The sequence below is a fragment of the Terrabacter tumescens genome (genome assembly GCF_014646815.1).
GTDB lineage: Bacteria > Actinomycetota > Actinomycetes > Actinomycetales > Dermatophilaceae > Terrabacter > Terrabacter tumescens.
On the sequence record NZ_BMNZ01000003.1, the window covers coordinates 560,595 to 575,417 of the forward strand.

The 14,823-nt window shown below is 69.6% G+C and carries 17 protein-coding genes; 9 read left to right on the top strand and 8 right to left on the bottom strand.

Annotation, left to right across the window (positions count from 1 at the left end; genetic code table 11):
* Positions 1-118: 118 nt before the first annotated feature.
* Genes IEY30_RS10030 through IEY30_RS10040 form a run of 3 tightly spaced genes read left to right on the top strand, consistent with a single transcriptional unit; the run spans position 119 to position 3,316 of the window.
* The gene (locus IEY30_RS10030) at positions 119-1,480 is read left to right on the top strand and encodes an ABC transporter substrate-binding protein (protein WP_081920323.1); all 1,362 of its coding nucleotides are present in this window, start codon (positions 119-121) and stop codon (positions 1,478-1,480) included.
* A complete protein-coding gene (locus IEY30_RS10035; protein ID WP_081920322.1) occupies positions 1,473-2,387 on the top strand; it encodes a carbohydrate ABC transporter permease in 915 nt (304 codons plus the stop codon). Before IEY30_RS10030 ends, IEY30_RS10035 begins: the two co-directional genes overlap by 8 nt.
* Positions 2,384-3,316: a carbohydrate ABC transporter permease gene (locus tag IEY30_RS10040; protein ID WP_229674927.1), complete on the top strand. Its 933-nt coding sequence runs from the start codon at positions 2,384-2,386 to the stop codon at positions 3,314-3,316. The genes IEY30_RS10035 and IEY30_RS10040 overlap by 4 nt, the downstream gene beginning before the upstream one ends.
* Positions 3,317-3,408: 92 nt before the next feature.
* On the opposite strand, the gene IEY30_RS10045 is transcribed toward IEY30_RS10040, so the two are convergent.
* From IEY30_RS10045 to IEY30_RS10055, 3 genes are read right to left on the bottom strand one after another with little or no spacing between them, the layout of a single operon-like run.
* Complete coding sequence (locus IEY30_RS10045; RefSeq protein ID WP_030193816.1) at positions 3,409-4,038, bottom strand: DUF3618 domain-containing protein; 630 nt, start codon at positions 4,036-4,038, stop codon at positions 3,409-3,411.
* Positions 4,035-4,523, bottom strand: coding sequence for a phage holin family protein (locus tag IEY30_RS10050; protein ID WP_030193814.1), 489 nt, complete (start codon positions 4,521-4,523; stop codon positions 4,035-4,037). Before IEY30_RS10050 ends, IEY30_RS10045 begins: the two co-directional genes overlap by 4 nt.
* Positions 4,520-5,437 (bottom strand): hypothetical protein, encoded by a 918-nt coding sequence (locus IEY30_RS10055; RefSeq protein ID WP_052358297.1) that lies wholly within the window; start codon positions 5,435-5,437, stop codon positions 4,520-4,522. Before IEY30_RS10055 ends, IEY30_RS10050 begins: the two co-directional genes overlap by 4 nt.
* Positions 5,438-5,607: 170 nt before the next feature.
* On the opposite strand from IEY30_RS10055, the gene IEY30_RS10060 reads away from it, so the two are divergent.
* Positions 5,608-5,847, top strand: a complete 240-nt coding sequence (locus tag IEY30_RS10060) for a DUF4383 domain-containing protein (protein WP_030193807.1) — start codon at positions 5,608-5,610, stop codon at positions 5,845-5,847.
* 70 nt (positions 5,848-5,917) lie between these two features.
* Here IEY30_RS10060 and IEY30_RS10065 read toward each other — a convergent pair whose 3' ends face one another.
* Positions 5,918-6,574, bottom strand: a complete 657-nt coding sequence (locus tag IEY30_RS10065; protein WP_030193804.1) for an HAD family hydrolase — start codon at positions 6,572-6,574, stop codon at positions 5,918-5,920.
* 97 nt (positions 6,575-6,671) lie between these two features.
* Entirely contained in the window at positions 6,672-7,346 is a 675-nt protein-coding gene (locus IEY30_RS10070; protein ID WP_030193801.1) for an ANTAR domain-containing protein, read from the bottom strand.
* A 272-nt stretch (positions 7,347-7,618) separates the two neighbouring features.
* Here IEY30_RS10070 and IEY30_RS10075 point away from each other — a divergent pair, with 272 nt between their 5' ends.
* Positions 7,619-8,362, top strand: a complete 744-nt coding sequence (locus tag IEY30_RS10075) for a GAF and ANTAR domain-containing protein (RefSeq protein WP_081920365.1) — start codon at positions 7,619-7,621, stop codon at positions 8,360-8,362.
* A gap of 162 nt (positions 8,363-8,524) precedes the next feature.
* A complete protein-coding gene (locus IEY30_RS10080; protein ID WP_030193795.1) occupies positions 8,525-9,415 on the top strand; it encodes an SDR family oxidoreductase in 891 nt (296 codons plus the stop codon).
* Between the two features lie 63 nt (positions 9,416-9,478).
* Here IEY30_RS10080 and IEY30_RS10085 read toward each other — a convergent pair whose 3' ends face one another.
* On the bottom strand, positions 9,479-11,713 hold the full coding sequence (locus IEY30_RS10085) for a catalase (RefSeq protein WP_052358295.1): 2,235 nt from the start codon (positions 11,711-11,713) through the stop codon (positions 9,479-9,481).
* A gap of 205 nt (positions 11,714-11,918) precedes the next feature.
* On the opposite strand from IEY30_RS10085, the gene IEY30_RS10090 reads away from it, so the two are divergent.
* Both IEY30_RS10090 and IEY30_RS10095 read left to right on the top strand, forming a co-directional pair.
* A complete protein-coding gene (locus tag IEY30_RS10090; RefSeq protein ID WP_156035090.1) occupies positions 11,919-12,122 on the top strand; it encodes a hypothetical protein in 204 nt (67 codons plus the stop codon).
* Positions 12,123-12,198: 76 nt separating this feature from the next.
* The gene (locus IEY30_RS10095) at positions 12,199-12,933 is read left to right on the top strand and encodes an ANTAR domain-containing protein (RefSeq protein ID WP_030193786.1); all 735 of its coding nucleotides are present in this window, start codon (positions 12,199-12,201) and stop codon (positions 12,931-12,933) included.
* A gap of 151 nt (positions 12,934-13,084) precedes the next feature.
* Here IEY30_RS10095 and IEY30_RS10100 read toward each other — a convergent pair whose 3' ends face one another.
* Both IEY30_RS10100 and IEY30_RS10105 read right to left on the bottom strand, forming a co-directional pair.
* Positions 13,085-13,873 carry a GAF and ANTAR domain-containing protein gene (locus IEY30_RS10100; RefSeq protein ID WP_052358294.1) on the bottom strand — a complete coding sequence of 263 codons (789 nt, stop codon included), beginning with the start codon at positions 13,871-13,873 and terminating at the stop codon, positions 13,085-13,087.
* 131 nt (positions 13,874-14,004) lie between these two features.
* On the bottom strand, positions 14,005-14,328 hold the full coding sequence (locus IEY30_RS10105; protein WP_162180979.1) for an ANTAR domain-containing protein: 324 nt from the start codon (positions 14,326-14,328) through the stop codon (positions 14,005-14,007).
* Between the two features lie 170 nt (positions 14,329-14,498).
* On the opposite strand from IEY30_RS10105, the gene IEY30_RS10110 reads away from it, so the two are divergent.
* Entirely contained in the window at positions 14,499-14,783 is a 285-nt protein-coding gene (locus IEY30_RS10110; protein ID WP_030193779.1) for a hypothetical protein, read from the top strand.
* Positions 14,784-14,823: the final 40 nt, after the last annotated feature.

Sequence of the window (14,823 nt, forward strand, 5' to 3'; positions counted from 1 at the left end):
GAGCCTGAGCAGCCGCTTCTCGAAGCGCTTCGACGTAGAAGTTGTGCGAGAAGCGTTTCTTCGCACGTGTCCCGGGTACACGCCTCTTGATGACGTCGTTCGTCCGAGAGGAAGTCCAGTGAAGCGTTCGATGCTCGTGGCCGCGATGGCCGCCACAGCCCTGCTCGGCGGTTGCGCCGGCGTCGGCTCCAAGTCCGGCGACTCCGGCGGCGGCGCCACCCCGGGGGCCGCGCCGACCGGTGCGCTCAAGATCATGGGTTTCGGTGGTGAGGACGAGGTGGGCCAGGCACGCATCGCAGCGTTCAAGGCTGCCTACCCGTCGGTGACGGTCACCAACAACAAGGGCGACTTCGACGCGCAGCAGTTCCTGACGGCGCTCGCGAGCGGCAACCCGCCGGACCTGGTCTATATGGACCGGAACCTGATCGGGACGTACGCGAAGAAGGGCGCCATCGTCCCGCTCGAGGACTGCATCTCGAACCAGCAGGTCGACACGAGCCAGTACCGCGAGGCCGCCATGAAGTCGGTGACCCTGGGCGGCAAGGTCTACGGGATCCCCGAGTTCTACGTCGTGACGACCAACCTCATCGACACGACGTCGTTGCAGCAGGCCGGTGTCCAGGTGAGCGACATCCAGACGAGGGACTGGAACGCCCTGAAAGCCACGAGCGCCAAGCTCTTCCAGAAGAACGGCAACAAGCTCCAGCGCATCGGCTACGACCCGAAGCTGCCGGAGTACTTCCCGCTGTGGGCCACGGCCAACGGAGCGACCATCATCAAGGAGGACGGCGCACCGAACCTCAACGATCCCAAGGCGGTGGAGGCCCTCGCCTATGCCGTCGGGCTCATCGACGACCAGGGCGGCTGGACGAGCTTCAAGTCCTTCCGCGACTCCTTCGACATCTTCGGCGAGAAGAACCCGTTGTCCGCGGGCAGCGTCGCCGCCTTCCCCATGGAGAACTGGTACGTCAACGTGCTGCGTGACTTCATCGGCAAGGGCCTCAAGCTCGACAGCACCCAGTTCACCGACCACGACGGCAAGCCCGTCAGCATGGTAGGCGGCAGCGCCTGGGCGATCCCCAAGGGGTCCAAGAACGCCACGGCCGCCTGCGCCTGGGCCAAGACGATGACGACCAAGGAGACCTGGCTCAAGGCCGCCGACGCCCGCGAGGCGAAGGTGAAGAAGGACAACAGCTTCTTCACCGGGCTGTTCACGGCCAACAAGGCGGCCGACGAGGAGATCCGGGCGAAGTACGTCACCAACGTGCCGGACCCTGGCTTCAAGCGCGCCATCGACAACTACTACGCCACCCTGGACTCTGCCGTCGCGCTCAACCCGTCCCCCGCAGGCGCCGAGATCGACGCCGCCTGGCGCAGCGCCGTCACCCGCGCCCTCGGTGGCCAGCCCGCGCAACAGGCCCTCGACCAGGCCCAGAAGGAGGCGGAGGCAGCCTTCACGAAGGCCAACGGCAATGGCTAGTCGGGGCCTGCTGCAGCGCCGGGAGGCCCGTTCGGCCTACCTCTTCATCGCGCCGTGGATCATCGGCTTCGTCGTCTTCACGGCAGGCCCGATGGTCGCGAGCCTGTGGCTGTCGTTCACCGACTACTCGCTCGTCGACCCGGCGCACTCCGTCGGGACGGCCAACTACCAGCAGCTGCTCGATGACCCCCGGGTGGCCAAGTCGCTGGCCAACACGTTCGTGTACGCCGCCCTCTTCGTCCCGCTCGGCACGGTCGTCGCGCTCGCACTGGCGATGCTGCTGCAGAAGGTCGGTCGCGCCTCCGGCTTCTTCCGGACGGTCTTCTACCTCCCCGTCATGACCCCGGCCGTCGCGGCGGGCGCGATGTTCCTGCTGCTGCTCAACGGACAGCGGGGCCTGGTCAACCAGGTCCTGGGCTGGTTCGGGATCAACGGTCCCGACTGGACCACCGACCCTGCGTGGCTCAAACCCTCGCTGGCGGTGGTGAGCCTCTGGACGGTCGGCGGCAGCATCATCATCTACCTCGCTGCGCTCAACAACGTCCCGCGCCAGCTCTACGAGGCTGCGCTCCTCGACGGCGCCGGCCCCGTACGGCGCTTCGTGAGCGTGACCCTGCCGATGATCTCCGGGGCGCTGTTCTTCACGATCATCACGCACACGATCGCCGCCATGCAGATGTTCGACCAGGCGTACACCATGTTCTACGGGCCGCAGCAGAAGGCGACCGCCTCGGACGAGTCGCTCGTCTACATGGTCTATCTGTTCCAGAACGCCTTCGAGTTCTTCAAGATGGGCTTCGCCTCGGCCATGGCGTGGCTGCTCTTCGTCATCATCCTCGTCATCACCGTGATCCAGGTTCGGGTCGGCAACCGGTTCGTCTACTACGAAGGAGGGTCGACGCGATGACCACTGACCTCAGGCCGGTCCCCCCGCCCACCGAACCGTCCCTCCAGCCGGAGGCGAAGGTGCTGGAGCGCCAGTCGTTCTCACCGGCGGGGAGCCGGCGCCGCGTTGGCCCGGCCATGGTCCTGCGCTGGCTGCTCCTCCTCGTCTTCAGCCTCGCCTTCGCCTACCCACTCGTCTGGCTCGTCAGCGCGTCGCTCAAGCCCAAGTCACAGGTCTTCGACAACAAGCTCGTGCCCGAGACGGTCCAGTGGTCGAACTTCCTCGAGGTGTGGAACGCCGGACCGGTGCTGCGCTGGCTGCTCAACTCGGGCATGGTCTCGCTCATGGCAGCCTTGGCCGTCACCTTTTCGAGCGCCTTCGTCGCCTTCGGCTTCGCCTACTTCCGGTTCCGCCTGCGCGGGCCCCTCTTCGGGCTCGTGCTCGCCACGATGATGCTGCCCGGGGCGGTGACGATGATCCCCGTCTATCTCATCTGGCACCAGGTCGGGCTCGTCGACACCCAGGTGCCGCTCTGGGCGGGCAACCTCTTCGGCTCGGCGTTCTACATCTTCCTCATGCGCCAGTTCTTCCTCGGCATCCCCCGCGAGCTCTTCGAGGCCGCGCGCATCGACGGCTGCAGCCACTTCGGCCTGTTCCGACGGATCGCCCTGCCGCTCTGCCGGCCCGCCCTCATCATCGTCTTCATCTTCGAGCTGCAGGCCAGCTGGTCCGACCTGCTCAAGCCCCTCATCTACCTCCAGACCGAGGAGTACTTCACCATGCCCCGCGGTCTCAAGCAGATCGTTGACGGGTTCGCGCTGTCCGGCGAGTACCACTGGGAGATCGCGATGGCCGCCACGCTCGTCGCGACGCTGCCGATGATCATCGTCTTCGCTTTCGGGCAGCGCTACTTCATGGAGGGACTCGCCACCACCGCGAAGCAGGGCTGACCGGCGGGCGCTCGCCGACCGACGAGAACGGCTCCCGACCGCTGCTGCGGTCGGGAGCCGTTGGTGTCTGAGCCGGAGGCTCGACGGGCTTGTCAGCTGCCGGAGGTGGCGCCCGCCTCGTCGGCGTGGCTCTTGGCGCTCTGGCTCACGTCCGAGGCCGCCGACTGGCCCTCCTGCTTCACCGTCTCCACGGAGCTCTGAGCGTGCTCCTTGACCGTCTGGACGGCGTCCTGGGCGGGCTCCTTCAGGTTCTGCGCGCTCTCCTGCGCCACCTGCTTGACCGTCGACTGGGCCTCCTCGAGCACCGGGGCGGCACGGTCCTTGACGGCCTCGGCCATCTGCGTCTCCTTGCTGCTCGCGGGGAGCAGCGAGCCGACAAGCCAGCCGGCCCCAAGGGCGACCAGGCCTGCCGCCAAGGGGTTTCCGCGCGCCTGGCGCTTGACGGTGCTGGCTGCGCCGTGCGCCGTGTCGCCGACGCTGGAGGTCATCGACGAGGCGGTGCCAGCCGTGGCGTGGCCGGCGTCTGAGGCGGAGCCCATGATGGAGTCCTTGAGACCGGAAGCCCGGTCCTTGACCTTGTCGGCTCCACGACGGGCCATGTGACCCGGGGTCACGGACTCACCGAGCGCGTTGACGTCACGGCTGAGCTCGCTACGGGTGCGTTCGATGTCGGCCCGGATGACCTCCGGGTCGTCACTGGTGGACGGGTAGTTCGTGGTCACAACGTCTCCTCGTGTCCCTTGAGTGCGTCGGGGACCTTCTTGGTGGTCTCCACGGTGCGCTCCATTCCCTGGATGTTCTTCAGATCGCGGCGGCCCATGCTCGCGAGGACCGCTGCGATGACGGCCCACACGGCCATGACGATGACGGCGGCCCAGCCCCGGCTGTCCAGGGCGGACGAGAGCCACTCCCAGACCGCGAGGGACAGGAACAGCACCGCCATCCAGCCGGCCAGCGCCGCGCCACCGAGCTTGCCGCCGGCCTTGCCGGCCTGGGTGGCGGACTGCTTCGCCTCGGCCTTGGCCAGAGCGATCTCCTGGCGCAGCAGGGTCGAGAAACCCTGACTGACGTCAGCGACCAGTTCACCGATGGATGCGGTCTCGGCCTTCTCATGACCCGTCTCGTGGACGTCCTCGTACCCGGTCTGGTACCCGGTTTCGGGCGTCGTCGGGGCTCTGTACTGGCCCTCGGGGATGGCCGTACTCATCGCGTCTCCCCGGAGACCCCCGTGGACGACCCGGGGTGGGTGTAGGTGGCCGGGTCGATGCCCGCGTCGACGCGCGACGGGTCGGTGCCCTCGAGGTCGAGGGGGTCGGCGCCGTAGGCGGGGCCCGCCGTCTCACCGGCGTAGCCCGTCTCGAGATCCTGCGCGGCGTAGGCCGTGCCCGCGCCCGTCTGGCCGTATGCCGTGCCAGCACCGTAGGGGGTGCTGCTCACGGGGCTGCCGGCAACGCCGTACGTGCCGGCAGACCCCTGGCTGGTCGAGGACTGGCTGGACGAGTCGCCCGTCAGGCCACGAGTCAGGCGGCCCCCGACGATGCCGAGGATCGCGGCGCCGGCGATGAAGGTACCGGGACGACGGCGGGCGAACGACCGCACCTCGTCGAGGATCTCGCCCGGCTGCCGGCCCTCGAGCCAGCTGGCAGCGGCGTCGAGCCGCGAAGCCCCCTGCCGGGCAAGGTCGGACGCCATGCCGGACTCACCCTGCTGGCTCTGGGCCATGCCGGACAGCTCGCTGCTCAGGGACCGGAGGCCCCCGACCGCACGCTGGGTCTGGCCGGACGCCTGGTCGGTCGCCTCACCGGTCAGCTGGTTGAAGAGCTGGCGGATCTGTGTCTTGGCCTCCTGGGCCACGTCCTTGGCCTCCGTGGCCGCGGTGGACGCGACGTTCTTGGTGCTCTCCTTGGCGTCCTGGGCCACCGCACCGGCGTGCTCCTTGGCGCTCGAGCCGCTGGAGGAGCCGGTGCCGGGCGCCTGGCCGAGGGTCGCCTCGTCCACGGCGGCGGAACGGGTCACCGTCTCGCTCGTGCCTGTGGTGGCGAGCGGGTCGGTGCCCCCGTAGACAGGCACGTCGGTCTCCGACGTGCTGGCCGTGTCGGGAGTGTCGAATCGTTCAGTCATTCGGTCGGTCATGGGTTCACAACCCCTTCCGAGATCGGCGCCGGTCCCGTGGCCAGCCCACTGCTTGAGCGTCGGGATGCGGTGCGCCGTCCTGACGAGAGGTGTACCCGCCGCACGCATCTGCAAACCTTCGGCCGTCTCATCGCCTGGGCGTCAGCGACGGAGAGCGTGTGGACGAGCCTGGTCTGGGCACGCTCACGCCACGTACAGGCCTGGCGGTCGGCCTCGTCGTCGCCAAGGAGTCGGCGGCCAACGTCGTGCCGGTCAACTCGGCCGACAACGGGTTGCACCTCCTGGTCGGCCTCGGCATGGTGCTGCTCGGCGTCGCACTCTCGCGCGGCCGTCACGCCTCCGTGGACGAAGGCTCCTCCTCGCGCAGCGTCGGCACGAGCGGACGCTCGGCACACTGAGCTGCCACCCCGTCGGTCGGGGAGGACACGAGTGCCGGGCGTCCCAGGAGGACGCCCGGCACTCGTGCGTTCACCACCGCTGCAGGAGTCCCTCGGCCACCGCGTCCCTCAGCGCTGCCGGCCCCTCGAAGACGGCCGCGGCGCCTGCCTCGATCAGCTCAGCCTCACCGAAACCGCCGGTGCGCAACCCGAGCGAGGGCATCCCGGCTGCGCCGGCGGCGCGGGCGTCCCACGTCGCGTCGCCCACCATGACGGCGCTGGAGCCGTGCACGCGGTCCAGCGCGGCGTGGAGCAGGTCCGCTGCCGGCTTGCTCTCCTCCGCGTCGTCCGCGGTCGTCCAGGCGTCCGCGACAGAGCGGCCGTCGAAGAGGTCGAGGAAGGTTTCGACGTGCTGGGTCTGCCCTGAGCTCGCCAGCACCACGAGCAGCCCACGCTCCTTGAGCGTGTCGAGCAGCGGGCGGGTCCCGGCGAACGGTCTGACCTCGCCGATGAGCTGGTCGAACTCCTCGGTCCACTTGTCGCGGAGGGCATCGCCCTGCTGCTCCTCGGTGCCCTGGTCTGTGACCTCGGCGACGAGCTTGTCACCGCCCATGCCGATGGCCCGGTGGATGCGCCAGAGCGGCACGTCCAGGCCGCACCGGGAGAAGGCGCGCGACCACGCGAGACTGTGGTGGTAGTTGCTGTCGACGAGCGTGCCGTCGACGTCGAGGATGACGGTGTCGATCATGTCCGCCACCTACCCAGCCGGCCTGCTGGATGCCGTGTCCTTCCCGCCGCAGGCGGGTCAGACGCCCCCTGCGGGCGGGGTGCTGCGGTGACGCCGGTCAACGCAGCGTGCCGGTGTCGACGAGGAGGCGTGCGACCTCCATGACGCTCACCCCTGCCCGCGCGGCCGCCTGCTCGAGTCGCTGCCTCGCCTGCGCCGGCGGGACCGCGTGCGCCGCCACGAGGAGGCCCACGGCCATGTCGATGACGGCCAGGTCATCGAGCCGTGCGACCGCATGAGTGGCCTCGAGTCGGCTGCTGAAGGAAAGGTCGGCGTTCGTGACGGCCCCCGGCGCCCAGGCACCGAAGAGGGCAGCCACCTCCTCGTGCCGGCCGGTGAAGGTCTCGGGGCCGGCGCCGTAGACGTTGACGCCGCCGACGACCCTGTCGCCGTCGAGGATCGGCAGCGACAGGGTGCTCCCGACCCCGCGCGAGCCTGTCCCCCGCGCGAACAGGCTCCACCGGCCCTCGTCCAGCAGCGCCGAGCTGTCCGCCTCGACGATGGCTGCCGTGCCGACGGCCTCCTCGCACGGTCCACCGTCGAGGAACTGCAGGGCGTCCAGGGCGGCCAGCGGCAAGGAGGTCGCGACGTAGGTGAAGGTGATGCCCTGCTCGACCACCGTGATGCTGAAGCCCACAAGCCCGGGCACCCGGGCGCTCAGCGCCAAGGCGGCCTCGCCGAGGTCGCTTCCCAACCGCCCGTCACCCATCTCGTCCAGCTTGCGCAGGGCCACTCTCGTCTCCGGTATCGGTTCCACAAGGCGCCCTTACCCGCTCGTACCAGCCACAACGCTGCCGTTCGCGCCACACTGTCTGCCGTCGAGGGCGAGCGAGCTGCCACACGTCGCACCTGCCTCGCCGCAGTTGAAGGTCGCGAAGCATGGGTAGGTCACTGTAGGGCCGGTTCGAGCCGACCATCCCCACCGTGACGGTGACCCGATCCGGAGTCTCCGCCCCTGAATCGTCCCAGCGTCGTCCGCGACGGATGGGTCAGACGGAGCTGAACATGAACGACACGACGACCGGCCACGACGTCGCCGACCACCTCCGCCGCGTCGCCGAGGACTTCGAGCGACTGGGTGACGAGCTGTCGAGCTCGCCCCTGCCGAGTCCCTTCGAGGCAGTGACGAAGCTGGCGGTCGAGCGGGTGCCGGCAGCGAGGGCGGCCAGCATCACGACCCTCAAGCACGACCGATTCGTCACCGCCGCCACCACGGACGAGGTCGCGCGGCAGGCCGACGCCATCCAGTACGCGCTGGGATCGGGCCCGTGCATCGATGCCATCGTCGACCAGACGATCTACCAGCCGAAGGACCTCGCTCGCGACAAGCGTTGGCCTGAGTACGGCCGTCGCGTCGCATCGGAGCTCGGCCTGCACAGCATGCTGTCCTACCGGATGAACCTCGAGTCGACAGGGGTCATCGCCGGCATGAACCTGTACGCCGAGGACGTCGACGCCTTCGACGACCGCGACCTGGCCGAGGGGCTGCTGCTCACCACCCATGCCGCCCAGGCGGTCACGGCCGCCCACTTCCTTGATCGGGCCAACAACCTCGAGCGGGCACTCGCCTCGAACCGCGACATCGGAACGGCGACCGGCGTCCTCATGGGCCAGCACAAGCTGACGCGCGACCAGGCCTTCGACCTGCTGCGGATCGCGAGCCAGAACACGAACCGCAAGCTGCATGACGTCGCCCTCGACGTCATCGACACGGGCGCGGTCGACGTCACGCCGCACACCGGAGCCTGACCGCCGTCAGGTGCGCGTGGGCACCCCGTTCCGGCGCGGCGCGAGCAGGTGTCGTGCGGCTGCTCCGGGGCACCGAGCCGGTCACCGAGAACGCCGCTTGACGAACGGTCCGCTGGGTAGGCAGGGCACACCAGCGAAGCCACGACGACCAGGAGTGGACGGATGTCCGACCAGACGACGCCTCAGGATCCGAGCGAACAGTTCGACCAGCCCGCCGACAGCGAGACCATCGACCACCCCGGCCTCACGAAACAGATGGGCGACGAGCCCGACCACGGCGAGGAGTCCTACCGCGGCTCCGGGCGGCTCGAGGGCAAGCGAGCCGTCATCACCGGTGGCGACTCCGGCATCGGCCGGGCCGTGGCCATCGCCTTCGCGAGAGAGGGCGCTGACGTCCTCGTCGCCTGCCTGCCCGAGGAGGAGCAGGACGCCGAGGAGACCCGTCGCCTCGTCGTGGAGGCGGGACGGACAGGTGCGGTCTGCCTGACCGACCTGACCCAGGAGCAGGAGTGCGAGCGTCTCATCCACGAGGCCGTCGAGCAGCTCGGGGGGCTCGACATCCTCGTCAACAACGCGGCATACCAGATGGCCCAGCCGGGCGGCCTCGCCGACATCACCACCGAGCAGCTCGACCGGGTCATGCGGACGAACCTGTATGCGATGTTCTGGCTCACCCGCGCGGCCCTGCCGCACCTGCAGGCGGGGGCCACCATCATCAACACCTCATCGATCCAGTCGCGCCAGCCGTCACCGGAGCTGCTCGACTACGCGACGACCAAGGCAGGCATCGTCGCCTTCACCCAGGGACTCGCTCAGGGCTTGGCGCAGAAGGGGATTCGCGTCAACGCCGTCGCGCCGGGTCCCATCTGGACGCCCCTCATCCCGGCCACGATGGCCGGTGACACGGTGGAGTCCTTCGGTGAACAGACCCCGCTGGGCCGTGCCGGACAGCCGGCGGAGGTGGCCCCCGCCTACGTGTTCCTGGCCTCTCAGGAGTCCAGCTACGTCACGGGTGAGGTCCTCGCCGTCACCGGTGGTCAGCCGATGACCTGAGCCACCCGCACGAGGCGAAGGCCAGGCCTCCATGGGCCTGGCCTTCGCCTGTGGTGACCAGCCTCAGCCGGACACGGGGGTGAACCGGTCCCAGACCCGGTGCAGCGCGAGCAGCTCCGCCACGTCCGTCACCACGGCCTGCGGGTCCGACTCACGGACGACGCCGGGAGCCTCACCCGGGATGCCGGCAGCAGCGAGCGCGCGGTCGCCTTCCTCCCCCACCGAGGCGACGACCTTGCAGTGACGCCACATCTCACCCAGCAGCAGCGCGATCCGCGGGTCCAGGCCCACCGTTGCCGCGTCTGCCACCGGCTGCGCCTGGGGCTCACCCGCACGGGCGTCCAGGCCGGGCATGGCGTCCCGGGCCGGAGCGCCACTCACGACGACGACCGCGTCGAGCTCGAACGACCGCGAAACGGCATACGTCCTGGCCACCGTGAGCGTGTCGAGCATGCCGCCGTGGGGGCCCACGACGAACGGCACCATCCTCGCCTCCGTGACCGCGTCCACGACGGCGGCCGCGAGGTCCGTGTCGCCGACGGCGTCGACGACGATCCCGACCTTGCGACCCTCGACCGGGAACGGCGTGCCGACCTGCGAGAGGGCTCGGCTCGCTTCGGCGTCGACCAGCTCGATGGTGGGGGCGGGCGCCACCATGCCGAGGGCCTGCGCGACCGCGCCACAGAGATCGCCATCGATGTTGGCCAGGCACTGCAGCTGGCGCTGCCGGACCGCGAGCTCGTAGCACTTGGCGAGCTCGAAGGAGTAGGCAGCCTTGATGTGGTCCTGCTCGACCGGGCTCATGGACCGGTAGAAGAGCCGGGCCTGCGAGAAGTGGTCGTCGAACGACCGGGCCGCCGCCCGCACCTTCTGCCCCTCGGCGACCTGTGCCGGGACCTGGACGAAGGCCCCGTCCGCCTCGCCCGCGGTGAACGGGCATCCACCGTCGAGCGAGTTGGGCCGGTAGGGCGCCACGCCCGTGTGCACGGCGTGCTGGTGGAAGCCGTCGCGCAGCATGTCGTTGACGGGGGCGTGCGGTCGGTTGACCGGGATCTGGTTGAAGTTCGGTCCGCCGAGCCGCGTCAGCTGGGTGTCGACGTAGGAGAAGAGTCGGGCCTGCAACAGCGGGTCGTTGGTCACCTCGACGCCCGGGACGAGGTTGCCGCCGTGGAAGGCCACCTGCTCGGTCTCGGCGAAGAAGTTGCTCGGGTTGGCGGTCAGGGTCATCAGCCCGATCGGCTGGACGGGCGCGAGCTCCTCGGGGACGAGCTTCGTCGGGTCGAGCAGGTCGATCCCCTCGAACGTCTCGTCCTCCTCGTCCGGGAAGGTCTGGATGCCGAGCTCCCACTGCGGGAGGAAGCCCGCCTCGATGGCGTCGGCCAGGTCCCGTCGGTGGAAGTCCGGGTCGCCGCCCGCGGCGAGCTGGGCCTCCTCCCAGACGAGGGAGTGCACCCCTGCCTTGGGCTTCCAGTGGAACTTCACCAGCGTCGTGGCCCCCTCCCAGTCGACGAGCCGGAAGGTGTGGACGCCGAAACCCTCCATCGTCCGGAACGACGCCTGGATCCCTCGGTCGGACATGTTCCACATGGTGTGGTGCTGGGCTTCGGTGTGGAGCGAGACGAAGTCCCAGAAGGTGTCGTGCGCCGACTGCGCCTGGGGGATCTCGCGGTCGGGGTGCGGCTTGGCTGCGTGCACGACGTCCGGGAACTTGATTCCGTCCTGGATGAAGAAGACGGGCATGTTGTTGCCGACGAGGTCGAAGGTGCCCTCGTCGGTGTAGAACTTCACGGCGAAGCCTCTCGTGTCACGGACCGTGTCAGCCGATCCGCGCGAGCCCAGCACCGTCGAGAAACGGACGAACACCGGCGTCTCCACGTCCGCCGCGAAGAGACCGGCGCGGCATACGGACGCGGCGGTGCCATACCCCCGGAAGACGCCGTGGGCACCGCTGCCGCGGGCGTGGACGACCCGCTCCGGGATGCGCTCGTGGTCGAAGTGGGTGATCTTCTCGCGCAGGTGGTGGTCCTCCAACAGCGTCGGCCCGCGCCGGCCCGCCTTGAGGGAGTGGTCGGTGTCCTTGAGGCGCAGGCCCTGCGACGTGGTCAGGTAGGCGCCCGACTGGGAGCGAGCGGTCGGCGGTGCACCCGTGGGCTTGCCGGTGGCCGAGACCACCTCCGGGCCGGCCTGGTCCGGCTGCGGCTCCAACGGTTCCTGCGGCGTCGTGGGCTCGTCGACGGATGGCGGCGTGCGGGGCTCCTCCACGGGGGTCCTCCTCGAGATTGGGTGGGTGTAGCCCATCCCCTACCCGGTGCTCGGCGCGCTACTCCTGGCGCCGAGGCCGGTCGCGTCCGCTGGAGGGGCCGGCCCGGACCACCCGACCGCGGATGGGATGCCCTTGACACGGGGACGACGGCATCCGCACTCTGGAGTTGCCTCCAACCACGGCGGACAGTTGCCACCGTGGACGTCGAGGTCGCGGTGGGTCGAGACCCATGGAGTGATCATGCAGACGGCTGAGAACAGCAAGAGCATCAGAGAGCTGATCGCCGAGCTCGCCGACCTGGAGGACCGGGCCCGCGCCGTCGCGACGGTGGTCGAGCCGTCACATCCCGGAGGCAGCAGGGTCAATCCCGAGCTGCTGGAGCTGGCTCGTCGGGAGAGCCAGGTGATCACGGCCCTGCGACGGTGCCGCAGCACGCACCGATGAGGGTCGGTCCGGCCAGCCGACCGAGCGTGACGAGCCCGCCTCGTGTCGGACCAGGACGGGTGGGTAGGGGGCCCTCGTGGAGCCCCTACCGGAGACCGTGCACGCCCTCGAGTCACTGGGCAGATATGACGACCACCGCCTGAAGGAGGAGCTGGCCGACACCGCGAACCGACTCCAGGAACTGGTGCCCGACGTCGTCGGTTTCAGCCTCGGGCTCGTCGCCCAGGGGGTGACGCTGACGTACGTCGCCACCGACCAGGACACTGCCGTGCTCGACGGCCTGCAGTACCTCGACGGGGGTCCCTGCCTCGAGGCAGCCGCGTCCGCCGAGGTCCTGGAGGTTGACCACAGGGAACTGCTCGACGAGGGACGGTGGCAGATGTTCGCACGGGCGGGAGCTGCGCGCGGAATCCTCAGCACCCTCTCGCTTCCCATCCTCGATGGCGCCACCGTGATCGGCGGCGTCAACCTCTACGGCAGCGGCTCCGACACGTTCTCCGGACGTGCGGACGAGCTGGCCGAGCTCTTCGGGGCGTGGGCGCCGGGAGCCGTCGCAAACGCCGACCTCGGCTTCACCACTCGCCTCGAGGCAGCCAGGACACCGGTCCGACTGGACGAGATGCACACCATCGACGTTGCGGTCGGTGTCATCGTCGCCGCTCGCGGTGTGAGTGCCGAGCAGGCCAGCGCGGACCTTCAGCATGCCGCCGCCAAGGCCGGGATCGGGGTGGTGGCGCTCGCCCGCGCCGTCATGGACGAGCACCTCCCCGACTCCGTCGACCGACAGGGAGGAAGCGGGTCCCACCAGTAGGGCATCGGCCCGGAGCCGGACGCCCCCCAGGTGACCGCGGGCGGAGGGGCGCGGCCCTGCTGGTTGAAGACCAAGCGGCCCCGAGACCCACCCTGACGACCCGTACTGACGCGTGCTGCGCTGCCCAGTCAGCAGAACGCCCGGGCGGTGGTTACGGTGCGGACAAGCCCGGCCGGTGGGTCCTGACGGAAGACTCACTGGCGGTGCGGCGCGCCGGGGCCACCTCGAGGGTGCCGGTCTCGGTCACCTCCCGGGCGATGTCGGCGAGCTTGCGGTTGCTGTTCTGGCTGGCGATGCGCAGCAGGTCGAACGCCTGCTCGTCGGTGAGCCGGTGCTGTGCCATCAGGATGCCCATGGCCATGCCGATGAGCCGGTTGGACTTCAGCGCCAGCTGGAGGTGGTCGACGTGTTCCCGGTGCTCGGCCGCGGCAGCGGCCTGGGCACCGTGCGTGGCCAGCAGCAGTCCGAGCAGGACGTCGCTGTCCGTGAAGGCGTCGACCTCCCGGGCATAGATGTTGAGCCCGGCGCGCTCGTCGTCGTCGCCCAACACCATGCGGTAGGAAAGCATGCTGAGGAAGCCGAGCTCGTCCGCGACGCGACGGCCGTACTCGGGCCACCTCGGGTCGTGACGCAGATCGCACGGCCAGTAGAGGGTGTCCTCGAGGATGGCGTCCACACACGGGCCAGAGCCCAGCTCGTACTGGATGGCGTCGGCCCGTCGGGCCAGGTCGTCGGTGGCGGTGGCGGTCCAGAAGTGCCCGCTCTTGACCTCCGTGATGCTGACGGAGGCGGCGCCGCTGAGTCGCTCGAGGGTGACATCCGTGACCGCCCGCAGCACCGTGGAGGAGCGTGCCGAGTCGATCTTGGCCCCGAGCTGGGCAAAGGCCTCGGCAACGGAGCGCAGGGCAGGCACCTGGCCGGAGCTGAAGAACTCTTCCATGTCGGACCTCCTTTCACCGCCGTACCTGAGGCCGCACCTCGCGGCACGGCGCTCTTCCAGCATGCTCCCCCGGCCGAGGTAGAGCCCCGGCATGTGACGGCAATTCCGTGGAATCGTCGCGAGCTCGACGCCTAGAGGGCGCCCCGGTCCACGACCTCCTGGGCGAGGACGTGGAGCTTGCGGTTCTGGGCCATGCTCGCCTCGCGGAGCCGGTCGAACGCCTCGGCCTGGGTGATCTTCTCCATGGCCATCAGCACCCCGATCGCCGCCCCGATCGTGCGGGAGTGCACGAGGGCGCTGGTGAGGTTCTCGGCTCGCATCTCGGAGGCGTCGAGCCGCTCCAGGGCGTCGAGGAGGTACTCCTCGGTCGTCGCGGGCAGGATGCGTTCGACCTGCGAGGGATCCACGAGATGGGCGTGGTCGACCTCGGACACAGATGCACGGCGCTGCTTCACGGCATACTCCTGCGGCTCGTCTCGACGGGTGCGGGCCCGGGCATCGGGCTGCCCCACCAGCGTACGAACAGACGCGGGCCGATGGCCAGATGCAGCCCTCGGCATCTGGCACCATCCGCTGGGTGGGCCCTCGCTGGCCGCCGCCGCAGCGGGCAGGGGACGATGGGCCCATGGCGAAGTCAGGGCGCGGCCCTCGGTTCTTCAAGCGCAAAGGCGACGACCTGACCGTCAAGGACGCCGAGGGGCACAAGCACCATGCCGCCCTCGAGCCCGTCGACGCGGACAACACCCACGAGGACGGGTCGTTCATCCTCGGCTACTGCAAGAGCTGCGACTGGACCGGACCTGCACGCCGGGCGCGCGACAAGGCCCGCAAGGACGCCCTCGCGCACGTCGACGAGTGTCCGAGCAAGGGCAAGGTCCGGCTCGGCGTGAGCGAGCAGGACCCGCGCTGACCGAGGCTCCTCCGCCCGATCCGGACGTGTGGCACCGTCC

Coding starts and splice junctions, on each gene's coding strand:
- IEY30_RS10075 (WP_081920365.1), top strand. CDS start 7,619: ATGAACGACACGACGACCGGCCACGACGTCGCCGACCACCTCCGCCGC.
- IEY30_RS10035 (WP_081920322.1), top strand. CDS start 1,473: ATGGCTAGTCGGGGCCTGCTGCAGCGCCGGGAGGCCCGTTCGGCCTAC.
- IEY30_RS10085 (WP_052358295.1), bottom strand. CDS start 11,713: ATGGGCTACACCCACCCAATCTCGAGGAGGACCCCCGTGGAGGAGCCC.
- IEY30_RS10040 (WP_229674927.1), top strand. CDS start 2,384: ATGACCACTGACCTCAGGCCGGTCCCCCCGCCCACCGAACCGTCCCTC.
- IEY30_RS10100 (WP_052358294.1), bottom strand. CDS start 13,873: ATGGAAGAGTTCTTCAGCTCCGGCCAGGTGCCTGCCCTGCGCTCCGTT.
- IEY30_RS10050 (WP_030193814.1), bottom strand. CDS start 4,523: ATGAGTACGGCCATCCCCGAGGGCCAGTACAGAGCCCCGACGACGCCC.
- IEY30_RS10065 (WP_030193804.1), bottom strand. CDS start 6,574: ATGATCGACACCGTCATCCTCGACGTCGACGGCACGCTCGTCGACAGC.
- IEY30_RS10055 (WP_052358297.1), bottom strand. CDS start 5,437: ATGACTGAACGATTCGACACTCCCGACACGGCCAGCACGTCGGAGACC.
- IEY30_RS10090 (WP_156035090.1), top strand. CDS start 11,919: ATGCAGACGGCTGAGAACAGCAAGAGCATCAGAGAGCTGATCGCCGAG.
- IEY30_RS10080 (WP_030193795.1), top strand. CDS start 8,525: ATGTCCGACCAGACGACGCCTCAGGATCCGAGCGAACAGTTCGACCAG.
- IEY30_RS10110 (WP_030193779.1), top strand. CDS start 14,499: ATGGCGAAGTCAGGGCGCGGCCCTCGGTTCTTCAAGCGCAAAGGCGAC.